Source organism: Fluoribacter gormanii, assembly GCF_900156395.1.
Taxonomy (GTDB): domain Bacteria; phylum Pseudomonadota; class Gammaproteobacteria; order Legionellales; family Legionellaceae; genus Legionella; species Legionella gormanii.
In genome coordinates this window covers 24,113-39,096 of sequence record NZ_FTNL01000015.1, presented here as the reverse complement: position 1 = coordinate 39,096, position 14,984 = coordinate 24,113, and the positions used below count along the sequence as shown (strand labels likewise).

Sequence of the window (14,984 nt, the reverse complement as noted above, 5' to 3'; positions counted from 1 at the left end):
GAAAAAACTGGCAGTTTCAGTATTATTCGCTTGGACTCAACTGTATTTTTAGATTTAAAGTAATGGAGTTGTTTGATGTCTAATCCTTATATTTTGGTTTTATATTACTCGCGAACCGGTTCTGTAGCGCAATTAGCACAATATATTGCACGTGGTGTAGAACGTGTTGTGGGAATTGAAGCGCGTTTAAGAACGGTTCCGCCTGTTTCTGCAACATGTGAAGCAGTTGATAAAGCAATTCCTGAGAATGGCGCGCCTTATGTAACCCTGGATGATTTACGCCATTGTCATGGACTTGCTTTAGGTAGCCCAACCCGTTTTGGAAATATGGCGGCCCCTTTGAAATACTTTCTGGATAGTACTTCATCGTTATGGCTGGCAGGTGATTTAATAGATAAACCTGCTTGTGTTTTTTCTTCTTCTGCAAGTATGCATGGTGGCCAGGAAACCACTTTATTGAGTATGATGTTGCCTCTATTGCACCACGGCATGATCTTATTAGGGGTACCTTACTCTGAGCCTTCTTTAAATGAAACGGTCAGTGGAGGAACACCTTATGGTGTAACTCATGTTTCTGGTGTGGCAAATGATCGGCCTCTGAGTCAGGATGAAATTAATATAGCCAAGCACTTAGGCGAGCGTTTGGCTCGAGCTGCTCTTAAATTAAGTGAATAAAAAATGAAAGTAATTAGTTTTAATGCCAATGGTATTCGTTCCGCGGCGCGTAATGGATTTTATGAGTGGCTTGAAATGCAAAATGCTGATTTTGTTTGCATTCAAGAAACTAAGGCTCAGCCTGAACAATTAATTCCGGAAGAATTGTATTATCCACGCGATTATTTTTGTGATTATTATTCAGCTCAAAAGAAAGGATACAGCGGCGTGGCAATTTATGCTCGTCACAAACCGAATCGCATAGTTAAAGGAATGGGCTTTGATTATTGTGATCATGAAGGAAGATATATTCAATTTGACTATCCCAAATTCAGTATCATTTCGCTGTATTTACCTTCAGGTACAAGTGGTGATGAGCGTCAGATGGTGAAGTACGATTTTCTCGAACAATTTGCCAAGCATTTAATACGATTAAAAAATGAAGGACGAGAATTAATTGTGTGTGGTGATTATAATATTGCTCATAAAAAAATTGATTTAAAAAATTGGCGTGGCAATCAAAAAAACTCAGGATTTTTACCTGAAGAACGCGCCTGGATGGATGAGTTGTTTGGAACTATGGGGTTTGTTGATGCGTTTCGTGTACATAATCAGGAAGAAGAACAATATACCTGGTGGTCTTTTAGAGGGCGTGCATGGGAAAAGAATGTAGGATGGAGAATTGATTATCAAGTAATTACCCCTGGACTCACAGAGCATGTAGTTGACAGTTGCATTTTTCGAGAAGCACGCTTGTCTGATCACGCTCCTTTGCTAATTGAATATAAAGGAGATTGGTGTGCTTAAATTAGCAAGTTGGAATGTGAATTCCTTAAAGATACGATTGGATCAAGTTTTGGAGTGGTTTGATTCTGAGCGCGTGGATGTTCTTGCCATGCAGGAAACCAAATTACTTGATGAAAATTTTCCTATGAACGCGTTTATTGAGAAGGGCTATCATGTAGTATTTTCAGGACAGAAGACTTACAACGGTGTTGCTGTAATAAGCCGATATCCTTTATCTGATGTTCTAACGGATATCCCCGATTTCAATGATCCGCAACGGCGCATTTTGGTAGTTACTGTTGCTGGTATTCGTTTGATCAATTTGTATGTCCCCAATGGGTCGGAGTTAACTTCGGATAAATATCAATACAAATTAAATTGGTTGCAAAAAGTTACGACTTTTATTCAACAGCAAATGAGTATTTTTCCCAATTTAGCTGTGGTGGGTGATTTTAATATAGCTCCAGAAGATCGTGATGTTCATGATCCCGCTGAATGGGCGGGCTCTGTGTTAGTTAGTCCCGCTGAACGAGAAGCTTTTATGCAACTGTTACAACTCGGATTATACGACAGTTTTAGAAATTTTATACAGGATGAGCAGATATTCAGTTGGTGGGATTATCGTGCTGCTGCGTTCAGGCGTAATCGAGGCCTGCGTATTGATCATATTTTATTGAGTAAAAGCCTCAATGCATTGTGCCGGCAATCAGTTATTGATAAAGAGCCGCGCAAATCAGAAAGACCCTCTGATCATGCGCCTGTATGGGTTGAACTGGATCTTAATGTGAGTTAGATGTAGTCTGATGAAGTAAAACCCGGGTATGGAAATAATCACCATTCAGAACCCGGGTTATGGCTTCGCCTTCAATCAGGCTAAAATTAAGCCTACTGTTGTAATTCTGTTCCCATCACTGATTTTGCAACGTTTCAAATAAAAACCAAATTCGCCGTTCTGTTTCATCAATATAAACTTCCAAGATACTCGTGGTAGCGAAATCGTTTCTTTTGCTACACACTTCATGAACTTTTCTCAAGCTTTTTAAGAAACATTTATTGTCTTCGAGTAGATTTTGCAGCATATCATCTGCAGAAAGGGTTTCATTGGTATCTCGAAGCGTCTGCAATTGTTTGATCTCGCCAATAGAATGTATCGTTCTTTCTCCTAATTTGCGCACACGCTCTGCTAAAGCATCAATCATGGCAAAAATTTGTTCGCTTTGTTCATCTAATAAAAGATGATAATCACGATAATGAGGTCCTGTCATATGCCAATGAAAGTTTTTGGTTTTAACAAATAAAGCAAAAGTATCGGCCAAGAGTGGATTAACCGCTTCAGCAATTTTACGACGATCTCTTATATCGAGATCATTGGGTGTCTCAAGTTTATACAGTTCCAGCTTTTTCATTTTAACTCCTGTTAAATTAAATTGTTTTTATAAGCGTAGACCAATTGTGGCTATTTTGTTTCATAGGCTAATCAATATTGTTACTTTAATGACGGTCTGAATAAAAATAAATCAGCAAAAGGTTTATCCATATGTAAGATTAACTAATGGCTCTTCTTTTTCTGCGTCTAATTACCCTGCGTTTCGCGGATTACTTTGAACTAAATTTAGTGTTTCATTTGGGCTCGCCACTATAGATGTTGGAGCTTTGTAGGAAAAATATGTATCAAGTTTGGTCAATACCAAACTGCATGAGTTATGATGTATAGAGGATTCATCCAGAAATAGAATATTTTTTAAATAATAGCTTATCAATATATCCGTTAATTCTGCGCTATCACAAAATACATAATTAAGAGGCTTTTCAAGAATAAATTCTGCAATTTTTGTTGGGTTTGAACGCATTAATTATCGATTTTCATTACGTATGATTCTTTCATTTAATATAACAAACAGGGATATAACCTTGGTTTCGGTTTGATAAAAATTGCTTTACAGAAGTTTTTCTGCTATTGTTTTGCGTCATTTGTACCGAGTATGGTGCCTGGCGTTGGGTTCAGGTGGCGATACTCATTTAAACTATAGAGAGTAGTATTATGAAGGCATCAATTCATCCAGAATATAAAACAGTTAAGGTAATATGCAGTTGCGGCGAGGAATTTGAAACTCGTTCAACGTTATGTAAAGATTTGAACATTGAAGTATGCTCACAATGTCATCCTTTTTATACTGGTAAGCAAAAATTGGTGGATACTGGAGGTCGTGTTCAGAAGTTCCGCGATCGTTATAGCCAGCGTTCTACACAAGCTTCCAAAGAAGAAAAGAAATAAGGCGCGTTATTTTGCGCCTTATTTGTATATACTTCATTCGAAGTATATCTTATTGACAGATTGTTCCTGCAATGCTAATTTCAGTGTCGCAGGTTCTTGACGTCCAATTATTGTCTCCATCCCATCATCCTTTGGCTGTTTCTCTTACATTTTATTAAGAGCTCATAGTCTGATGTTTGTGTGCCTATAGCACTTTGGATGAACAATGAATTGATAATGGTTGGTAGGATTTTTAGACCTTACTTAAGTTTTATTTCAATGTAAGAGAGTGAGTACTTTGGATAATGAAGTTTTAAAGCAGTGCGCATTGGATTATCATGAGTTTCCAACCCCCGGAAAACTCGGTGTTCATATTACCAAATCAACCGACTCTCAGAGTGATTTGTCTCTGGCCTATACACCTGGTGTTGCTGCCCCGGTGATTGCAATAGCAGAAAACCCCGAAGATGCTTATCGTTACACGAATAAAGGAAATTTAGTCGCTGTAATGACTAATGGCACCGCGGTACTAGGGTTGGGGGATCTTGGACCTCTTGCCAGTAAACCAGTGATGGAAGGTAAGGCCGTTTTATTTAAGCGTTTTGCTGGAATTGATGTATTTGATATAGAAATCGATGCTCATGATTCACAAGCTTTTATTTCTACAGCAAAACGTATTGCTCCTACTTTCGGGGGGATTAACCTGGAAGATCTTAAAGCTCCAGAATGTTTTGAAATTGAGCAAGCTTTAATTGAACAATTGAATATTCCAGTATTTCATGATGACCAGCATGGTACTGCCATTGTTGTTGCGGCTGGTTTGCTTAATGCTCTTGATTTACAGCAAAAAAAATTATCTGATGCAAAAATTGTGTGTATTGGTGCAGGAGCTGCTGGAATTGCTTCTATGCGATTACTTGTTGCGTTAGGTGCGAATAAAGAGAATATGTTACTTTTGGATACCAAAGGAGTTATACATTCGGGGCGCGCAGATCTAAATGCTTATAAATTTGCCTTTGCACGTACTACTGAACGCCGTACTTTAGCTGATGCACTTGTTGATGCTGATGTATTTATTGGGGTTGCCAAACCGAATTTATTAGATGCTGATTTATTGAAATTAATGGCACCGAGACCTGTTATTTTTGCTTTATCTAACCCTGATCCTGAAATTAGACCTGAATTAGCTTTTCAAGTACGTGACGATTTAGTTATTGCTACTGGACGTAGTGACTATCCTAATCAAGTCAATAATGTGTTGTGTTTTCCATATATTTTTCGTGGCGCGTTGGATGTCCGTGCCAAGTGTATTAATCAATCGATGCAAATTGCGGCAGTTGAAGCCATTCGTCAACTGGTGCACGAGCCCGTTCCACAGGTAGTGAAGGATAATTACCCAGGTGTTACGCATTGGGATTTTGGCCCTAACTACATTATTCCCAAGCCTATAGACCCTCGTTTAAGAGAACGAGTCCCTGCTGCTGTGGCTCAGGCTGCAATAGCAAGCGGCGCGAATCAAGTAAGTTGTAATTTAGAATAAAAGTAGCATCCCGAAAGTAATAAGGGATCTCAAGGTGTAGCAGTATACCATATGAGATGTTCCTTTTTGCGCTCGGGATAATAGTAGGTTAATTGTAGGTACGAATTTTTCACTGTTGAATTTTAAGACAGTGTACATTCTTGCCTAACAAATAGTTAAGGAGATTACTTTGCTTTCTGAAAACCGGAGAAATTACGCATTAATTGGATGGCTTATTTGTGGTCTTGGAGCTGTATTTTACAGTTACGAATATTTGCTTCGAATAGCGCCTAGTGTCATGGAAACTGCTCTACGCGAACATTTTAATTTGTCCGCAACAGGTTTTGGACACATTTCATCTATTTATTATTATGCATATGTCCCTATGCAATTACCTGTAGGGATAATGATGGATCGGTATGGTCCTCGAAGATTGTTAACTGTAGCGTGTTTTATTTGTGTCCTAGGAACGTTCTTATTCACAAGTACTACATCTTTTTGGATTGCAGCCTCTGGACGATTTTTAGTTGGGTTAGGCTCTGCATTTGCATTTGTGGGAGTCTTAAAGCTTGCTACAATCTGGTTGCCTGAGAATAAACTTGCTATGGTCTCCGGTATCACCTCGGCATTAGGAACAGTGGGTGCCATGCTAGGTGATAATTTTTTAGAACTATTCGTCACTAAATTAGGTTGGATTAAAACCTTAAACATGACTGCATTTTTTGGGATGGTATTAACCTTTGTTTTATGGTTAGGTATCCACGATAAAAAAGGTCGATATAGACAAAGTGGTACCGTTTCTAATTTTAAAATCGGCTTAATTGACTTAAATATAATACTCAGTAATAGACAGATATGGATTAATGGACTGTACGGTTGTATGGTTTATCTGCCTACGACTGTTTTTGCTGAATTATGGGGCATTCCCTATTTAAAACATGCGCACGGCTTGTCAGCACATGCCGCTGGTTTAGCAAACTCATTGCTTTTCCTGGGCTTTACTGTCGGTGCCCCTCTTATGGGTTATTTTTCTGACCGCATCGCACGCAGAAAGTTACCTATGCTTTTAGGTGCTAGTATGGCTACCGTTCTCATGCTGGTTATTCTGTATTTCCCAGGTTTAAATGAAACTAATGTACAAATACTCATGTTTTTCCTGGGTTTATTTTATAGCGCGCAAGCAATTGTATTTGCCGTCGGAAGAGAGTTGAGTCCGGGAGAGGCAGCTGGTACAGCTATGGCATTTACCAATATGATCGTTATGCTTGGCGGTATGTTATTACAACCTCTGGTAGGGCATTTACTGGATTTCAGTTATTCCTTGCGTAGTGGTGCCTCGCTTTCTTCGGCGCTGGTTGTTGAAAACGTTAATAAGCTTTATAACGTGACTGATTATCGCATCGCGCTGGCATTCATACCTCTAAGCATGTTTATTGCAGCTTTATTAACTTTCTTTTTAAGGGAAACTCACGCACATGCACCTAAATAATATTGTTTCAAGAAAACAAATGCTCTTTGGCATGTTTATCTGCTTTGTTGGGGCTATTTTTTATTGCTATGAGTTTATCTTACGCATTATTCCAGGTGTTTTGCAGACTGAACTGAGTATTGCGTTGGGGCATATTTCAGCGACTACTTTTGGTCAAATATCTGCCTTATATTATTTTGCATACTCGCCCATGCAAATGCCTGTCGGAATGCTCATGGATCGATTTGGTCCCAGACGGCTTTTAACTTTTGCCTGCATTTGTTGTACCGTGGGTTCCTGGATGTTTACCCTAACCTCATCCATGTTTTTGGTAGGAGCAGGGCGCTTCCTGGTGGGGTTTGGTTCTTCTTTTGCATTTGTGGGAGTTTTATCTCTGGCATTACATTGGTTGCCCAGACGCTATTTTTCTTTAGTTGCGGGCTTGATGACTACCTTAGGAATGTTAGGCCTTGTTTATGGTGAAGTGAAGATCACCGAGTGGTCTCAGAGCATTGGTTGGGAACAGGTGTTGTTCTTTATTGCCATTGTAGGCTCAGGATTGAGTGTATTGATGTTCGTCGTTGTTCGTGATGGCCCCGAAGGACATCAACCTAATAAGCATCCTTTACCTCAATTCTTCCGAGATGTTCTTAAAGTATTGATGGCTCCAGAAGTTTGGGTTATTGGTTTTGTCGGAGCCTGTTTGTATACTTCTTTATCTGTATTTGGTGAGTTGTGGGGAAAAACGTATCTGGAACAAGCGCACCACTTAACTAAAGTTGAGGCCGCCAAGACAGTCTCTGCTGTATTTTTAGGTTGGGCTGTTGGTGCTCCTATAGCAGGTTATTTATCAGATCGTACTGGAAGACGTTTATTACCTTTGGTTTTAGGTGCAATTTTGGCTTTGATTTGTATCAGCCTTGTATTGTATTGCCCTGGGCTATCATACTTTAGCTTGAATGTTTTACTATTTTTGTATGGTGTATTTAGTGCCACAGAAATTATTGTATTTATTATGGCTAAAGAATGCAGTGGCGCTCAATTATCAGGTACGGTATTTGCAGCAACAAACATGATAGTTACTCTTGGTGGCGTTATTTTCCAACCATTAGTTGGTAAATTGCTGGATACTTTTGGTGATAGTGGAATTGTAGAGGGGGAGCATATCTACACAATGGTGGATTATCAGGTTGCTTTATCTATATTACCACTTTCATTATTACTCGTTACCATTCTCGCATTCTTTATTAAAGATCATAAAGATCATCCAATTAATTAAAATTGTAGCCCGGGTTTCGCTTCGCTCCACCCGGGCTACAATGTTCCCAAAACTAATCAAATATTGCGATTAACTCGTTTACTGGACGACGTAGCGATCCGCGGCAATTGATAAAACGTGATACAGGGAAGCTTCTAATTTCTGCCTTTCTATAATGGTAGCGAGTAAATTCAGTGTCATGATTAGACAGAATAACCGGGATTCCTCGAGCAGCAGTTTCCTTAGCCAATTCCGTTAATTCGATTTGATCTTCAGTTGTAAACAGTTTTTTATTATAAGGTAAATGATGTGATTTTTCTGAAAGAAGTACATAAGGGGGATCACAATAAATTACATCCCCACGTTCTGCATACTCAAAAGTTTTTCTGAAATCATTATGGATGAACTCTGTTTGTTGGCTTTTGGAGTGAAAAAGCTGCATTTCCTTGCGTGGAAAATAAGGTTTGCTGTACAGACCAAAAGGAACATTATAGATTCCTTTAGAATTATATCGACATAATCCATTATAACCGTGTCGGTTTAAGTAAAGAAAAAGCGCAGATTTTTCCGGTGAATGGAGGGACGCATTAAAATCAGATCTTATTTGATAATATTTTTCTTTCTGGTTGAACTCCGGACTAAAATAAGTTTCGCAGTGTTCAATAAATGCATCTCCTTGTTGTTGCAACGTAATAAAGAGATAAATTAAATCAAAATTACTTTCAGCCAACAAATAGGAAGAATAATTTGTATTCATAAAAACGACGCCTGAGCCGGCAAAAGGCTCAATTAAGCGTTTACCTGGAGGAAGAAAGGGAATAATTTTTTCCAAACAATTGTATTTACTCCCTGCCCATTTAAGAAAAGGCCTTATTTTAACCATAGGTTTTACCACGATTTATTCAGAAAGAAGTATTGCTTATTTTTAAGAAAAAAAACAGAATTTTTATTGTAAAAATTAGATGTTCGTTCTTATTCTAAAGGCAAGGAGCACAAATAAAAGAATTAATGTTTTATTTAAGACTTTCTATAATGGGGTTTGCAGTAGCTGATACCTACTGATGCGATACGCATTCTCATTTCGCACCTTCCAGAAATTCATACCTTATTAGAAACTATTTTAAAAACTCATGTGTGCAATGAAGAGTTATGATATTTTACAGGGTTTTATGAGACAAGGATTTGCAATTGCATGAGTTGAAATTAAGTTCTAATGAGCGAAAAATTATTTTTCTTGCTTCATTGGGAGGTGCGTTGGAGTTTTATGATTTTGTTATTTACGTTATTTTCGCCCCCATAATCAGTCAGATTTTTTTTCCAGAAACAGACACATTCGCTTCACTAATGAGTGTTTATGCTGTTCTTGCCATTGGCTATTTGATTCGTCCATTAGGTGGTCTCATTTTTAGTCATTTTGGAGATAAATACGGCCGCAAAAAGACATTCATATTTTCAGTTCTCTTAATGGCGGTTCCAACGGTTCTTATTGGATTTTTACCCACCTATCAGCAGGTAGGGATTGTTTCCAGTTTCTTTTTAATTTTTCTGCGCTTATTGCAAGGATTATCAATTGGTGGCGAAATTCCCGGGGCATTAACCTTCACGTGTGAACATGTGAATCCACGTTCCAGGGCACTTGCTTGCGGTATTATTTTTTCCTTTCTAAATTTAGGCATTTTTCTGGGAGCGGTGATTAGCTTAATTCTAACGAACCAGCTCTCAAGCGCTCAATTATTAAGCTTTGGTTGGCGCATCCCATTTGTATTTGGTGGCTTGCTTGGCGTGTTCAGTTTCTACATTCGCAAGCAATTGGCTGAAAGTCCTTTATTTCTGGCATTTAGAAATTCAACAGAAGATACACGAATGCCTTTTGTTGAGGCAATCACTATATACTGGCGAAAAATTTTACAAGGTATTGGTTTAACGTGCCTGGGTTCGGTAATGATTAATTTACTATTCCTATATATGCCCACCTACCTCTCAACGATCCTTGCTTATCCGAAACAACAAGCAACCTTGTTCAATACGATTAATTTGGGTTTTTATTCCTTGCTACTTGTATTTTTTTGCTGGTGTGGTGATCGATTCGGACGTAAATTGGTCCTATTATCCGGATCGATTGGTTTTATTTTGTTAAGTTATATTTTATTCATTACCTTATCCAAACAAACTACTTTGTTACTCATGGTGAGCTTATCTATTTTTGCCATTTTAAGTAGTTCCATTATGGTATATCCCAGCGTACTGGTTGAGTTATTTCCAGTATCGATTCGTTATACCGGCATTGCCATTTCCTATAATCTGGCATTCGCTTTTTTTGGAGGTTTAACCCCGTTTATTACAACTTATTTAATTCAATCCTTAAATAACAATCTTGCTCCCAGTTTTTATCTGACACTGAGTGCAATTTTTTGTTTCATAGCACTATTAACCATTAAAAAATTATATGTAGAGTCGGGAGATTGATTATGAATTTTGCAAAACAAGCAGTGGTTTTTTTTATTCTCTCTTTATTGTGTTCTCTAGCGAATGCGAATAGACCTTTTATTATTGATACGGATGTTGGAATCGACGACGAGTTAGCGATGTTCTATTTGTTAGCACAAAAAGATATCGACATTAAGGCGATTACTGTAGTAGGCACTGGAGAGTCGCATTGCCCTGCTGGATTGAGAAATGTTGCTGGATTATTAGCGTTGACGCACCATGAAAAAATTCCATTAGCCTGTGGACGCGATACGCCGATGACTGGGATACACCAATTTCCTGATTGGTTACGCAAACAAGCAGATGATTTAGCTGGTGCTGCAAATTTGTTACCCAAAGTTGACGTATCCACCTCACAGACTGCAGTTCAATTACTGGAGACCACATTAAAGAATGCAAATGAACCTGTTGAGATTTTAGCTATTGGCCCATTGACAAATCTTGGCGAGCTGGTGACCCAAATGCCAAAGATAAAGAATAAAATTAAAATGATTTACGTTATGGGTGGGGCAGTAGATAGTACCGGGAATTTGATAGAGCTGGATAACTCAATTCGAAATAGCACTGCAGAGTGGAATATTTATGTTGACCCTCATGCTGCAGACAAAGTATTTCGTTCAGGAATCCCTATTACTATGATTGGTCTGGATGTGACCAATCAGGTTCCAGTGACAAAAGATTTTTATCTGAAATTAAAGCAAAATCAAAATAGTCTGGGCAATAAATTTTTCTATGAGCTTTTCCATCGCAATGAGGCCGAGATATTCGATCATAAGTGGTATTTTTGGGATGTTCTTTCAGCAGTAGTAGCTCATGATAATTCAATCGTTCAATCGACAAATAAAAAATTGCGTGTTGTATTAAGTCCGGAAGATCAATCAGGTACCACCATAGTTGATAAAAGAGGTAATGCCGTACGTGTCTGTACCACAGTAAATCAAGAGCAACTTGAAACTATTTTGATGGATACGCTAAAAAAGACTTCCTAAAGGATAGAAATATAGTCCGGGGCAAGCGCAGCGACCTCGGTAATTCTGTAAACCCGAGTTTTGCTGCGCAAGGTTCGATAATTTTAATTGGGGATAGAACGCTTTTCTTCAAAGAACTGTACTTTTCCTGTTTTTATATCATGTAATCCTGCTACAATTCCTACTTGTTTTTTATTGATTAAATCTTTAATTATAGGACTTCTTTCTTGTATTTCCTTGACAATTTTTAAGGCATTGGCTTTGGCAATTGCATCAATTAGCTTGGCATCAGAGCAATTTTTTGTTCCTTGCTCTTGCATACTCATTTGCACCACGGGCTTTATTTTATCAATAATATCACTCAAATGTCCGAGCTGAACGCCACTACATGCGCCACTTACAGCACCGCAGGAAGTATGTGCCAAGACGACGATAAGTCGAGAGCCTGCTACTTTAGTCGCAAATTCCATGCTTCCCAGAATATCATCATTGAGTACATTTCCTGCCACACGCAAGGTAAATAAATCCGCTAAGCCTTGGTCAAAAAATAACTCGGGAACACTGCGCGAATCCATACAGTTAAGAACCACTGCAAATGGGTATTGTCCGTAAGAAGATTGATGTGCTTGTTTTAAATAATCCCTGGGTATAGGGGTGTTGTTTAAAAAACGTTGGTTTCCATCTTTCAAGCGTTGCAGAGCTTGCTTGGGAGTCATGTTCTGTTGTTTTGCTTGGGTTAATGTTTTTCCTAAAATAGGCGTTTCCGCGGCAGGTGAACTTGCAAAGCTTGTGAAAGCGCACGTCAAACCAAAAGTTAAGGCCAGAATTTTTGTTAGATGCTGCATGGGGATACTCCGTTTTTTAATTAGAAATCGTCCTTCATTGATAATAGCTTAATCTTAAAAACGCATATACTTTTTTTAAAAAATTTATTCTTTTTCGCACGAAGATTCATTACAAATAATCATATTCCTGGCCCTTGAATTTTATAAAATCGCCTCTATTTCTCAGATATACAAACAACATTAGGAGAGAGTTATGAGTATCGTAAGACGTGATTATTTTCCTGTATACAATGAAATTGGTTCGATTTTGGATGGTTTTTTCAAAGGGCAACAATCAGACTCGTCTATAGTAGATACGAGTACATGGACACCTCCTGTCGATATTAAAGAAGAAAAGGAACGTTTTTTAGTTCTTGCGGATCTTCCAGGTGTGAATAAGGACGACATACAAATATCCTTGGAGCATAATATCTTAACACTTCGTGGCGTACGTCACTTTGAGAAGACTGAAAGCAAAAATGAGTACACGCGTATGGAGCGTTCACAAGGACAATTTTATCGTCGCTTTAGCTTGCCGCAAACAGTAGATGATACAAAAATAAGCGCTAAATACAGACACGGTGTACTGGAAATTTCGATTCCTAAAAAGGATATGGCGGTTGAGAAAAAAATTGATATTACAGTAGAGGAGTAATTCAGACTTATTGATCTCCGGGGTCTAAAGTGAAACTCAGGAATGTTGATCCAGAAACAAGATCTGGGTTTCGCTCCATCCAGTTGAAAAGTGGGTCCAAATACATTTTAGTTATTGGTTTGATCGGTTTCTATACAATTTTCAATTTTTAATCCAATTACATCATACTGCTTTTATCATGCAAAACATGTTGCAACGTGTTCGATACTTAGCGATGATGATTTTTAATCACTTGTTCCGTTCATACATCTAAATATTCTGGAATCAATTCATTAAAAAAAGCAGTTAAAGATTTGTTTCGCACTTTTAATTTTCTTGGAATGAAATTTTAAATTGCAAAATGAGTAAATTTTAATCTTTTTTGGCTATACTTATTACACATGAGCACCTTCATTTTAGGAATGAGATATGCTTAATAAAACTGATCAATCAAGTGTACAGATTGTAGCCAAAAAAGAATCACCAGTCGTCGCAATTACTTTTTACTCAAAGCGAACAGATTCACCACCAGGATATAACACGGGTATTTTAAGCGCGGGAAATAGACAAGACGTAGTTCGTTTAAAAGAAGGTCTTGAAAGCGCTGCAAAAAAAAGGGGAGAAATACCACCCAAGTTTGAAATCACACTGTTTCTTATTCCTGATTGGGATAAGAAAGAAGATTATAATTCACCAAACTATATAGCCGCAAAAGAGAAAATGATTCAGGATGCCCAAAAATTTTATGGAAATGACATCTTGATAAAGGATTTTCTCAGATCTAACGTCAGTGATGCGGAGCTTAAATTTTTAAGAAATTGTAAGGCGATGGGAAGTGTTGCTGATATTGTTAAAACACGTACGATTATAGACAACCAGGGCAGGCCTTGCTTACAGACTGACTCGAATGTCACATGGGCAAATAATAATTTTGATAAACTGTATGAGTTAACTTTTCACTCCGATACCGATGCCTTTAATAGCAGTAGGTGCTCTGAAGTTTATGTTTCTGCGCATAATAAATTAGTATTCACCGGTTCTGAGAGTAAGTTACCAGGAATTTTAGCAAAAACTTTAGTAGATTACTGCACTGAATACGATTCTGATCCATGGCATAAAGACGAACGGTGTAATGGAGTATACGATATTGCTTTTTGTGAGGGTATGAGCCAGCATGGCCTCACCTATAGAGTGAGAATAGATGATAAGTATAAAAATGATAAAACTTTTGATTTCTATCCAGCAATTTTAGAGGATTATCGATATAAATTGATGCCACTTGTTATTGCTTGTCAACGAGAAAGTTGGCGTGTGGGGATGCCTCCACCTAAGCCGGAGGTTCTTGAGTTAACTGGTGGGCTAACTAAATCTGATGGTGAGAAAAAGCCAGCCATGGAGGTTGAAATCAATGGTGTTAAATATGGATATTATCATTTTAAAAGTTTAATCAGGGTATATACAAACATACCGAGCTGGCATGCGGAAGAAGAAAGATACAAATATGTACACCAAACACAAGATTTTGTTAAGATGGCGGAACATGCCCGGAATATATTCGTAAGTAAACAAGATACTCCATTATGCATGGAGATTTTTGCTCGTTATTACAATGCCGTGAAACAAGAGTATGAGGCAGGACATTTAATAACGGGAAAACGCGCATTGAAAGCATTGTCAAAGCTGATTCCTGATACAGACGCGGGTAATAGATTGTGTGCTGAATTGTTTGGTTGCATCGTCAAAGAATTGCATGAAAATCCTGTACGTAATGCCTTGTTACCGATTGAACCGGAAGAGAGATATCAGAGAAAACTTAAAGTTGAGGTATTACCTGGTTTTCTGCAAGAAATAGCGCCTAATTTGACAGGAGTGACTGCCTTTTCATTTTTTCCTTCTCCCAGACCATTTGAACACTTGATGACCAAGGAAACCTTGAAACTCATTGCACAATCAGTAGATAGTTTACCTAAGAGGGAACGTCAACAGGCATTGGGTTTTTTCAAAACGCTGTCTAAAGAAAACTTGGAAGGGATTAAGAACGAGTCTAAGACTGCTCAGGAGGCTTGGGACGAACAATATGGTATGGTATCTTACAATAGCCCCAAGAAAGGGTTTCAATAGACTCAGGAACA

Annotated in this window: 14 protein-coding genes; 11 read left to right on the top strand and 3 right to left on the bottom strand. The window is 38.2% G+C overall.

Translation table 11 applies throughout. The annotated features are described in order from the left end of the window. Positions 1–75 precede the first annotated feature (75 nt). Genes wrbA through xth form a run of 3 tightly spaced genes read left to right on the top strand, consistent with a single transcriptional unit; the run spans position 76 to position 2,233 of the window. Complete coding sequence (wrbA, locus tag BW930_RS10385) at positions 76–675, top strand: NAD(P)H:quinone oxidoreductase (protein WP_058467131.1); 600 nt, start codon at positions 76–78, stop codon at positions 673–675. Between the two features lie 3 nt (positions 676–678). Then, the gene (locus tag BW930_RS10380; RefSeq protein WP_058467130.1) at positions 679–1,461 is read left to right on the top strand and encodes an exodeoxyribonuclease III; all 783 of its coding nucleotides are present in this window, start codon (positions 679–681) and stop codon (positions 1,459–1,461) included. Continuing rightward, positions 1,454–2,233, top strand: a complete 780-nt coding sequence (gene xth / locus BW930_RS10375; RefSeq protein ID WP_058467129.1) for an exodeoxyribonuclease III — start codon at positions 1,454–1,456, stop codon at positions 2,231–2,233. The genes BW930_RS10380 and xth overlap by 8 nt, the downstream gene beginning before the upstream one ends. Positions 2,234–2,348: 115 nt before the next feature. Here xth and BW930_RS10370 read toward each other — a convergent pair whose 3' ends face one another. Continuing rightward, positions 2,349–2,846 carry a Dps family protein gene (locus BW930_RS10370; RefSeq protein WP_058467128.1) on the bottom strand — a complete coding sequence of 166 codons (498 nt, stop codon included), beginning with the start codon at positions 2,844–2,846 and terminating at the stop codon, positions 2,349–2,351. Between the two features lie 635 nt (positions 2,847–3,481). On the opposite strand from BW930_RS10370, the gene rpmE reads away from it, so the two are divergent. The 4 genes from rpmE to BW930_RS10345 all read left to right on the top strand — a co-directional run bounded on the left by rpmE (position 3,482) and on the right by BW930_RS10345 (position 7,960). Continuing rightward, positions 3,482–3,715: a 50S ribosomal protein L31 gene (gene rpmE / locus BW930_RS10360; RefSeq protein ID WP_058467126.1), complete on the top strand. Its 234-nt coding sequence runs from the start codon at positions 3,482–3,484 to the stop codon at positions 3,713–3,715. 277 nt (positions 3,716–3,992) lie between these two features. After that, positions 3,993–5,234 carry a malic enzyme-like NAD(P)-binding protein gene (locus tag BW930_RS10355; RefSeq protein WP_058467268.1) on the top strand — a complete coding sequence of 414 codons (1,242 nt, stop codon included), beginning with the start codon at positions 3,993–3,995 and terminating at the stop codon, positions 5,232–5,234. A 169-nt stretch (positions 5,235–5,403) separates the two neighbouring features. Then, on the top strand, positions 5,404–6,702 hold the full coding sequence (locus BW930_RS10350) for an MFS transporter (protein ID WP_058467125.1): 1,299 nt from the start codon (positions 5,404–5,406) through the stop codon (positions 6,700–6,702). Next, entirely contained in the window at positions 6,689–7,960 is a 1,272-nt protein-coding gene (locus BW930_RS10345; protein WP_058467124.1) for an MFS transporter, read from the top strand. Before BW930_RS10350 ends, BW930_RS10345 begins: the two co-directional genes overlap by 14 nt. Before the next feature lie 52 nt (positions 7,961–8,012). Here the strand turns inward: BW930_RS10345 and BW930_RS10340 are convergent, their stop codons facing one another. Then, the gene (locus tag BW930_RS10340) at positions 8,013–8,822 is read right to left on the bottom strand and encodes a DNA adenine methylase (protein WP_058467123.1); all 810 of its coding nucleotides are present in this window, start codon (positions 8,820–8,822) and stop codon (positions 8,013–8,015) included. A gap of 305 nt (positions 8,823–9,127) precedes the next feature. Here BW930_RS10340 and BW930_RS10335 point away from each other — a divergent pair, with 305 nt between their 5' ends. Both BW930_RS10335 and BW930_RS10330 read left to right on the top strand, forming a co-directional pair. Next, complete coding sequence (locus BW930_RS10335) at positions 9,128–10,405, top strand: MFS transporter (protein ID WP_115266222.1); 1,278 nt, start codon at positions 9,128–9,130, stop codon at positions 10,403–10,405. 2 nt (positions 10,406–10,407) lie between these two features. Next, positions 10,408–11,415 (top strand): nucleoside hydrolase, encoded by a 1,008-nt coding sequence (locus BW930_RS10330; RefSeq protein ID WP_058467122.1) that lies wholly within the window; start codon positions 10,408–10,410, stop codon positions 11,413–11,415. A gap of 83 nt (positions 11,416–11,498) precedes the next feature. On the opposite strand, the gene BW930_RS10325 is transcribed toward BW930_RS10330, so the two are convergent. Further along, on the bottom strand, positions 11,499–12,239 hold the full coding sequence (locus BW930_RS10325; RefSeq protein WP_058467121.1) for a carbonic anhydrase family protein: 741 nt from the start codon (positions 12,237–12,239) through the stop codon (positions 11,499–11,501). A gap of 193 nt (positions 12,240–12,432) precedes the next feature. Here BW930_RS10325 and BW930_RS10320 point away from each other — a divergent pair, with 193 nt between their 5' ends. Next, positions 12,433–12,873, top strand: coding sequence for an Hsp20/alpha crystallin family protein (locus BW930_RS10320; protein ID WP_058467120.1), 441 nt, complete (start codon positions 12,433–12,435; stop codon positions 12,871–12,873). Positions 12,874–13,281: 408 nt separating this feature from the next. Further along, positions 13,282–14,973, top strand: a complete 1,692-nt coding sequence (locus BW930_RS10315) for a hypothetical protein (RefSeq protein WP_058467119.1) — start codon at positions 13,282–13,284, stop codon at positions 14,971–14,973. Positions 14,974–14,984: the final 11 nt, after the last annotated feature.

Bases quoted from the DNA above. Each gene is read 5' to 3' on its own strand.
- wrbA (WP_058467131.1), top strand. From the start codon at position 76: ATGTCTAATCCTTATATTTTGGTTTTATATTACTCGCGAACCGGTTCT.
- BW930_RS10380 (WP_058467130.1), top strand. From the start codon at position 679: ATGAAAGTAATTAGTTTTAATGCCAATGGTATTCGTTCCGCGGCGCGT.
- BW930_RS10370 (WP_058467128.1), bottom strand. From the start codon at position 2,846: ATGAAAAAGCTGGAACTGTATAAACTTGAGACACCCAATGATCTCGAT.
- rpmE (WP_058467126.1), top strand. From the start codon at position 3,482: ATGAAGGCATCAATTCATCCAGAATATAAAACAGTTAAGGTAATATGC.
- BW930_RS10345 (WP_058467124.1), top strand. From the start codon at position 6,689: ATGCACCTAAATAATATTGTTTCAAGAAAACAAATGCTCTTTGGCATG.
- BW930_RS10340 (WP_058467123.1), bottom strand. From the start codon at position 8,822: ATGGTTAAAATAAGGCCTTTTCTTAAATGGGCAGGGAGTAAATACAAT.
- BW930_RS10330 (WP_058467122.1), top strand. From the start codon at position 10,408: ATGAATTTTGCAAAACAAGCAGTGGTTTTTTTTATTCTCTCTTTATTG.
- BW930_RS10325 (WP_058467121.1), bottom strand. From the start codon at position 12,239: ATGCAGCATCTAACAAAAATTCTGGCCTTAACTTTTGGTTTGACGTGC.
- BW930_RS10320 (WP_058467120.1), top strand. From the start codon at position 12,433: ATGAGTATCGTAAGACGTGATTATTTTCCTGTATACAATGAAATTGGT.
- BW930_RS10315 (WP_058467119.1), top strand. From the start codon at position 13,282: ATGCTTAATAAAACTGATCAATCAAGTGTACAGATTGTAGCCAAAAAA.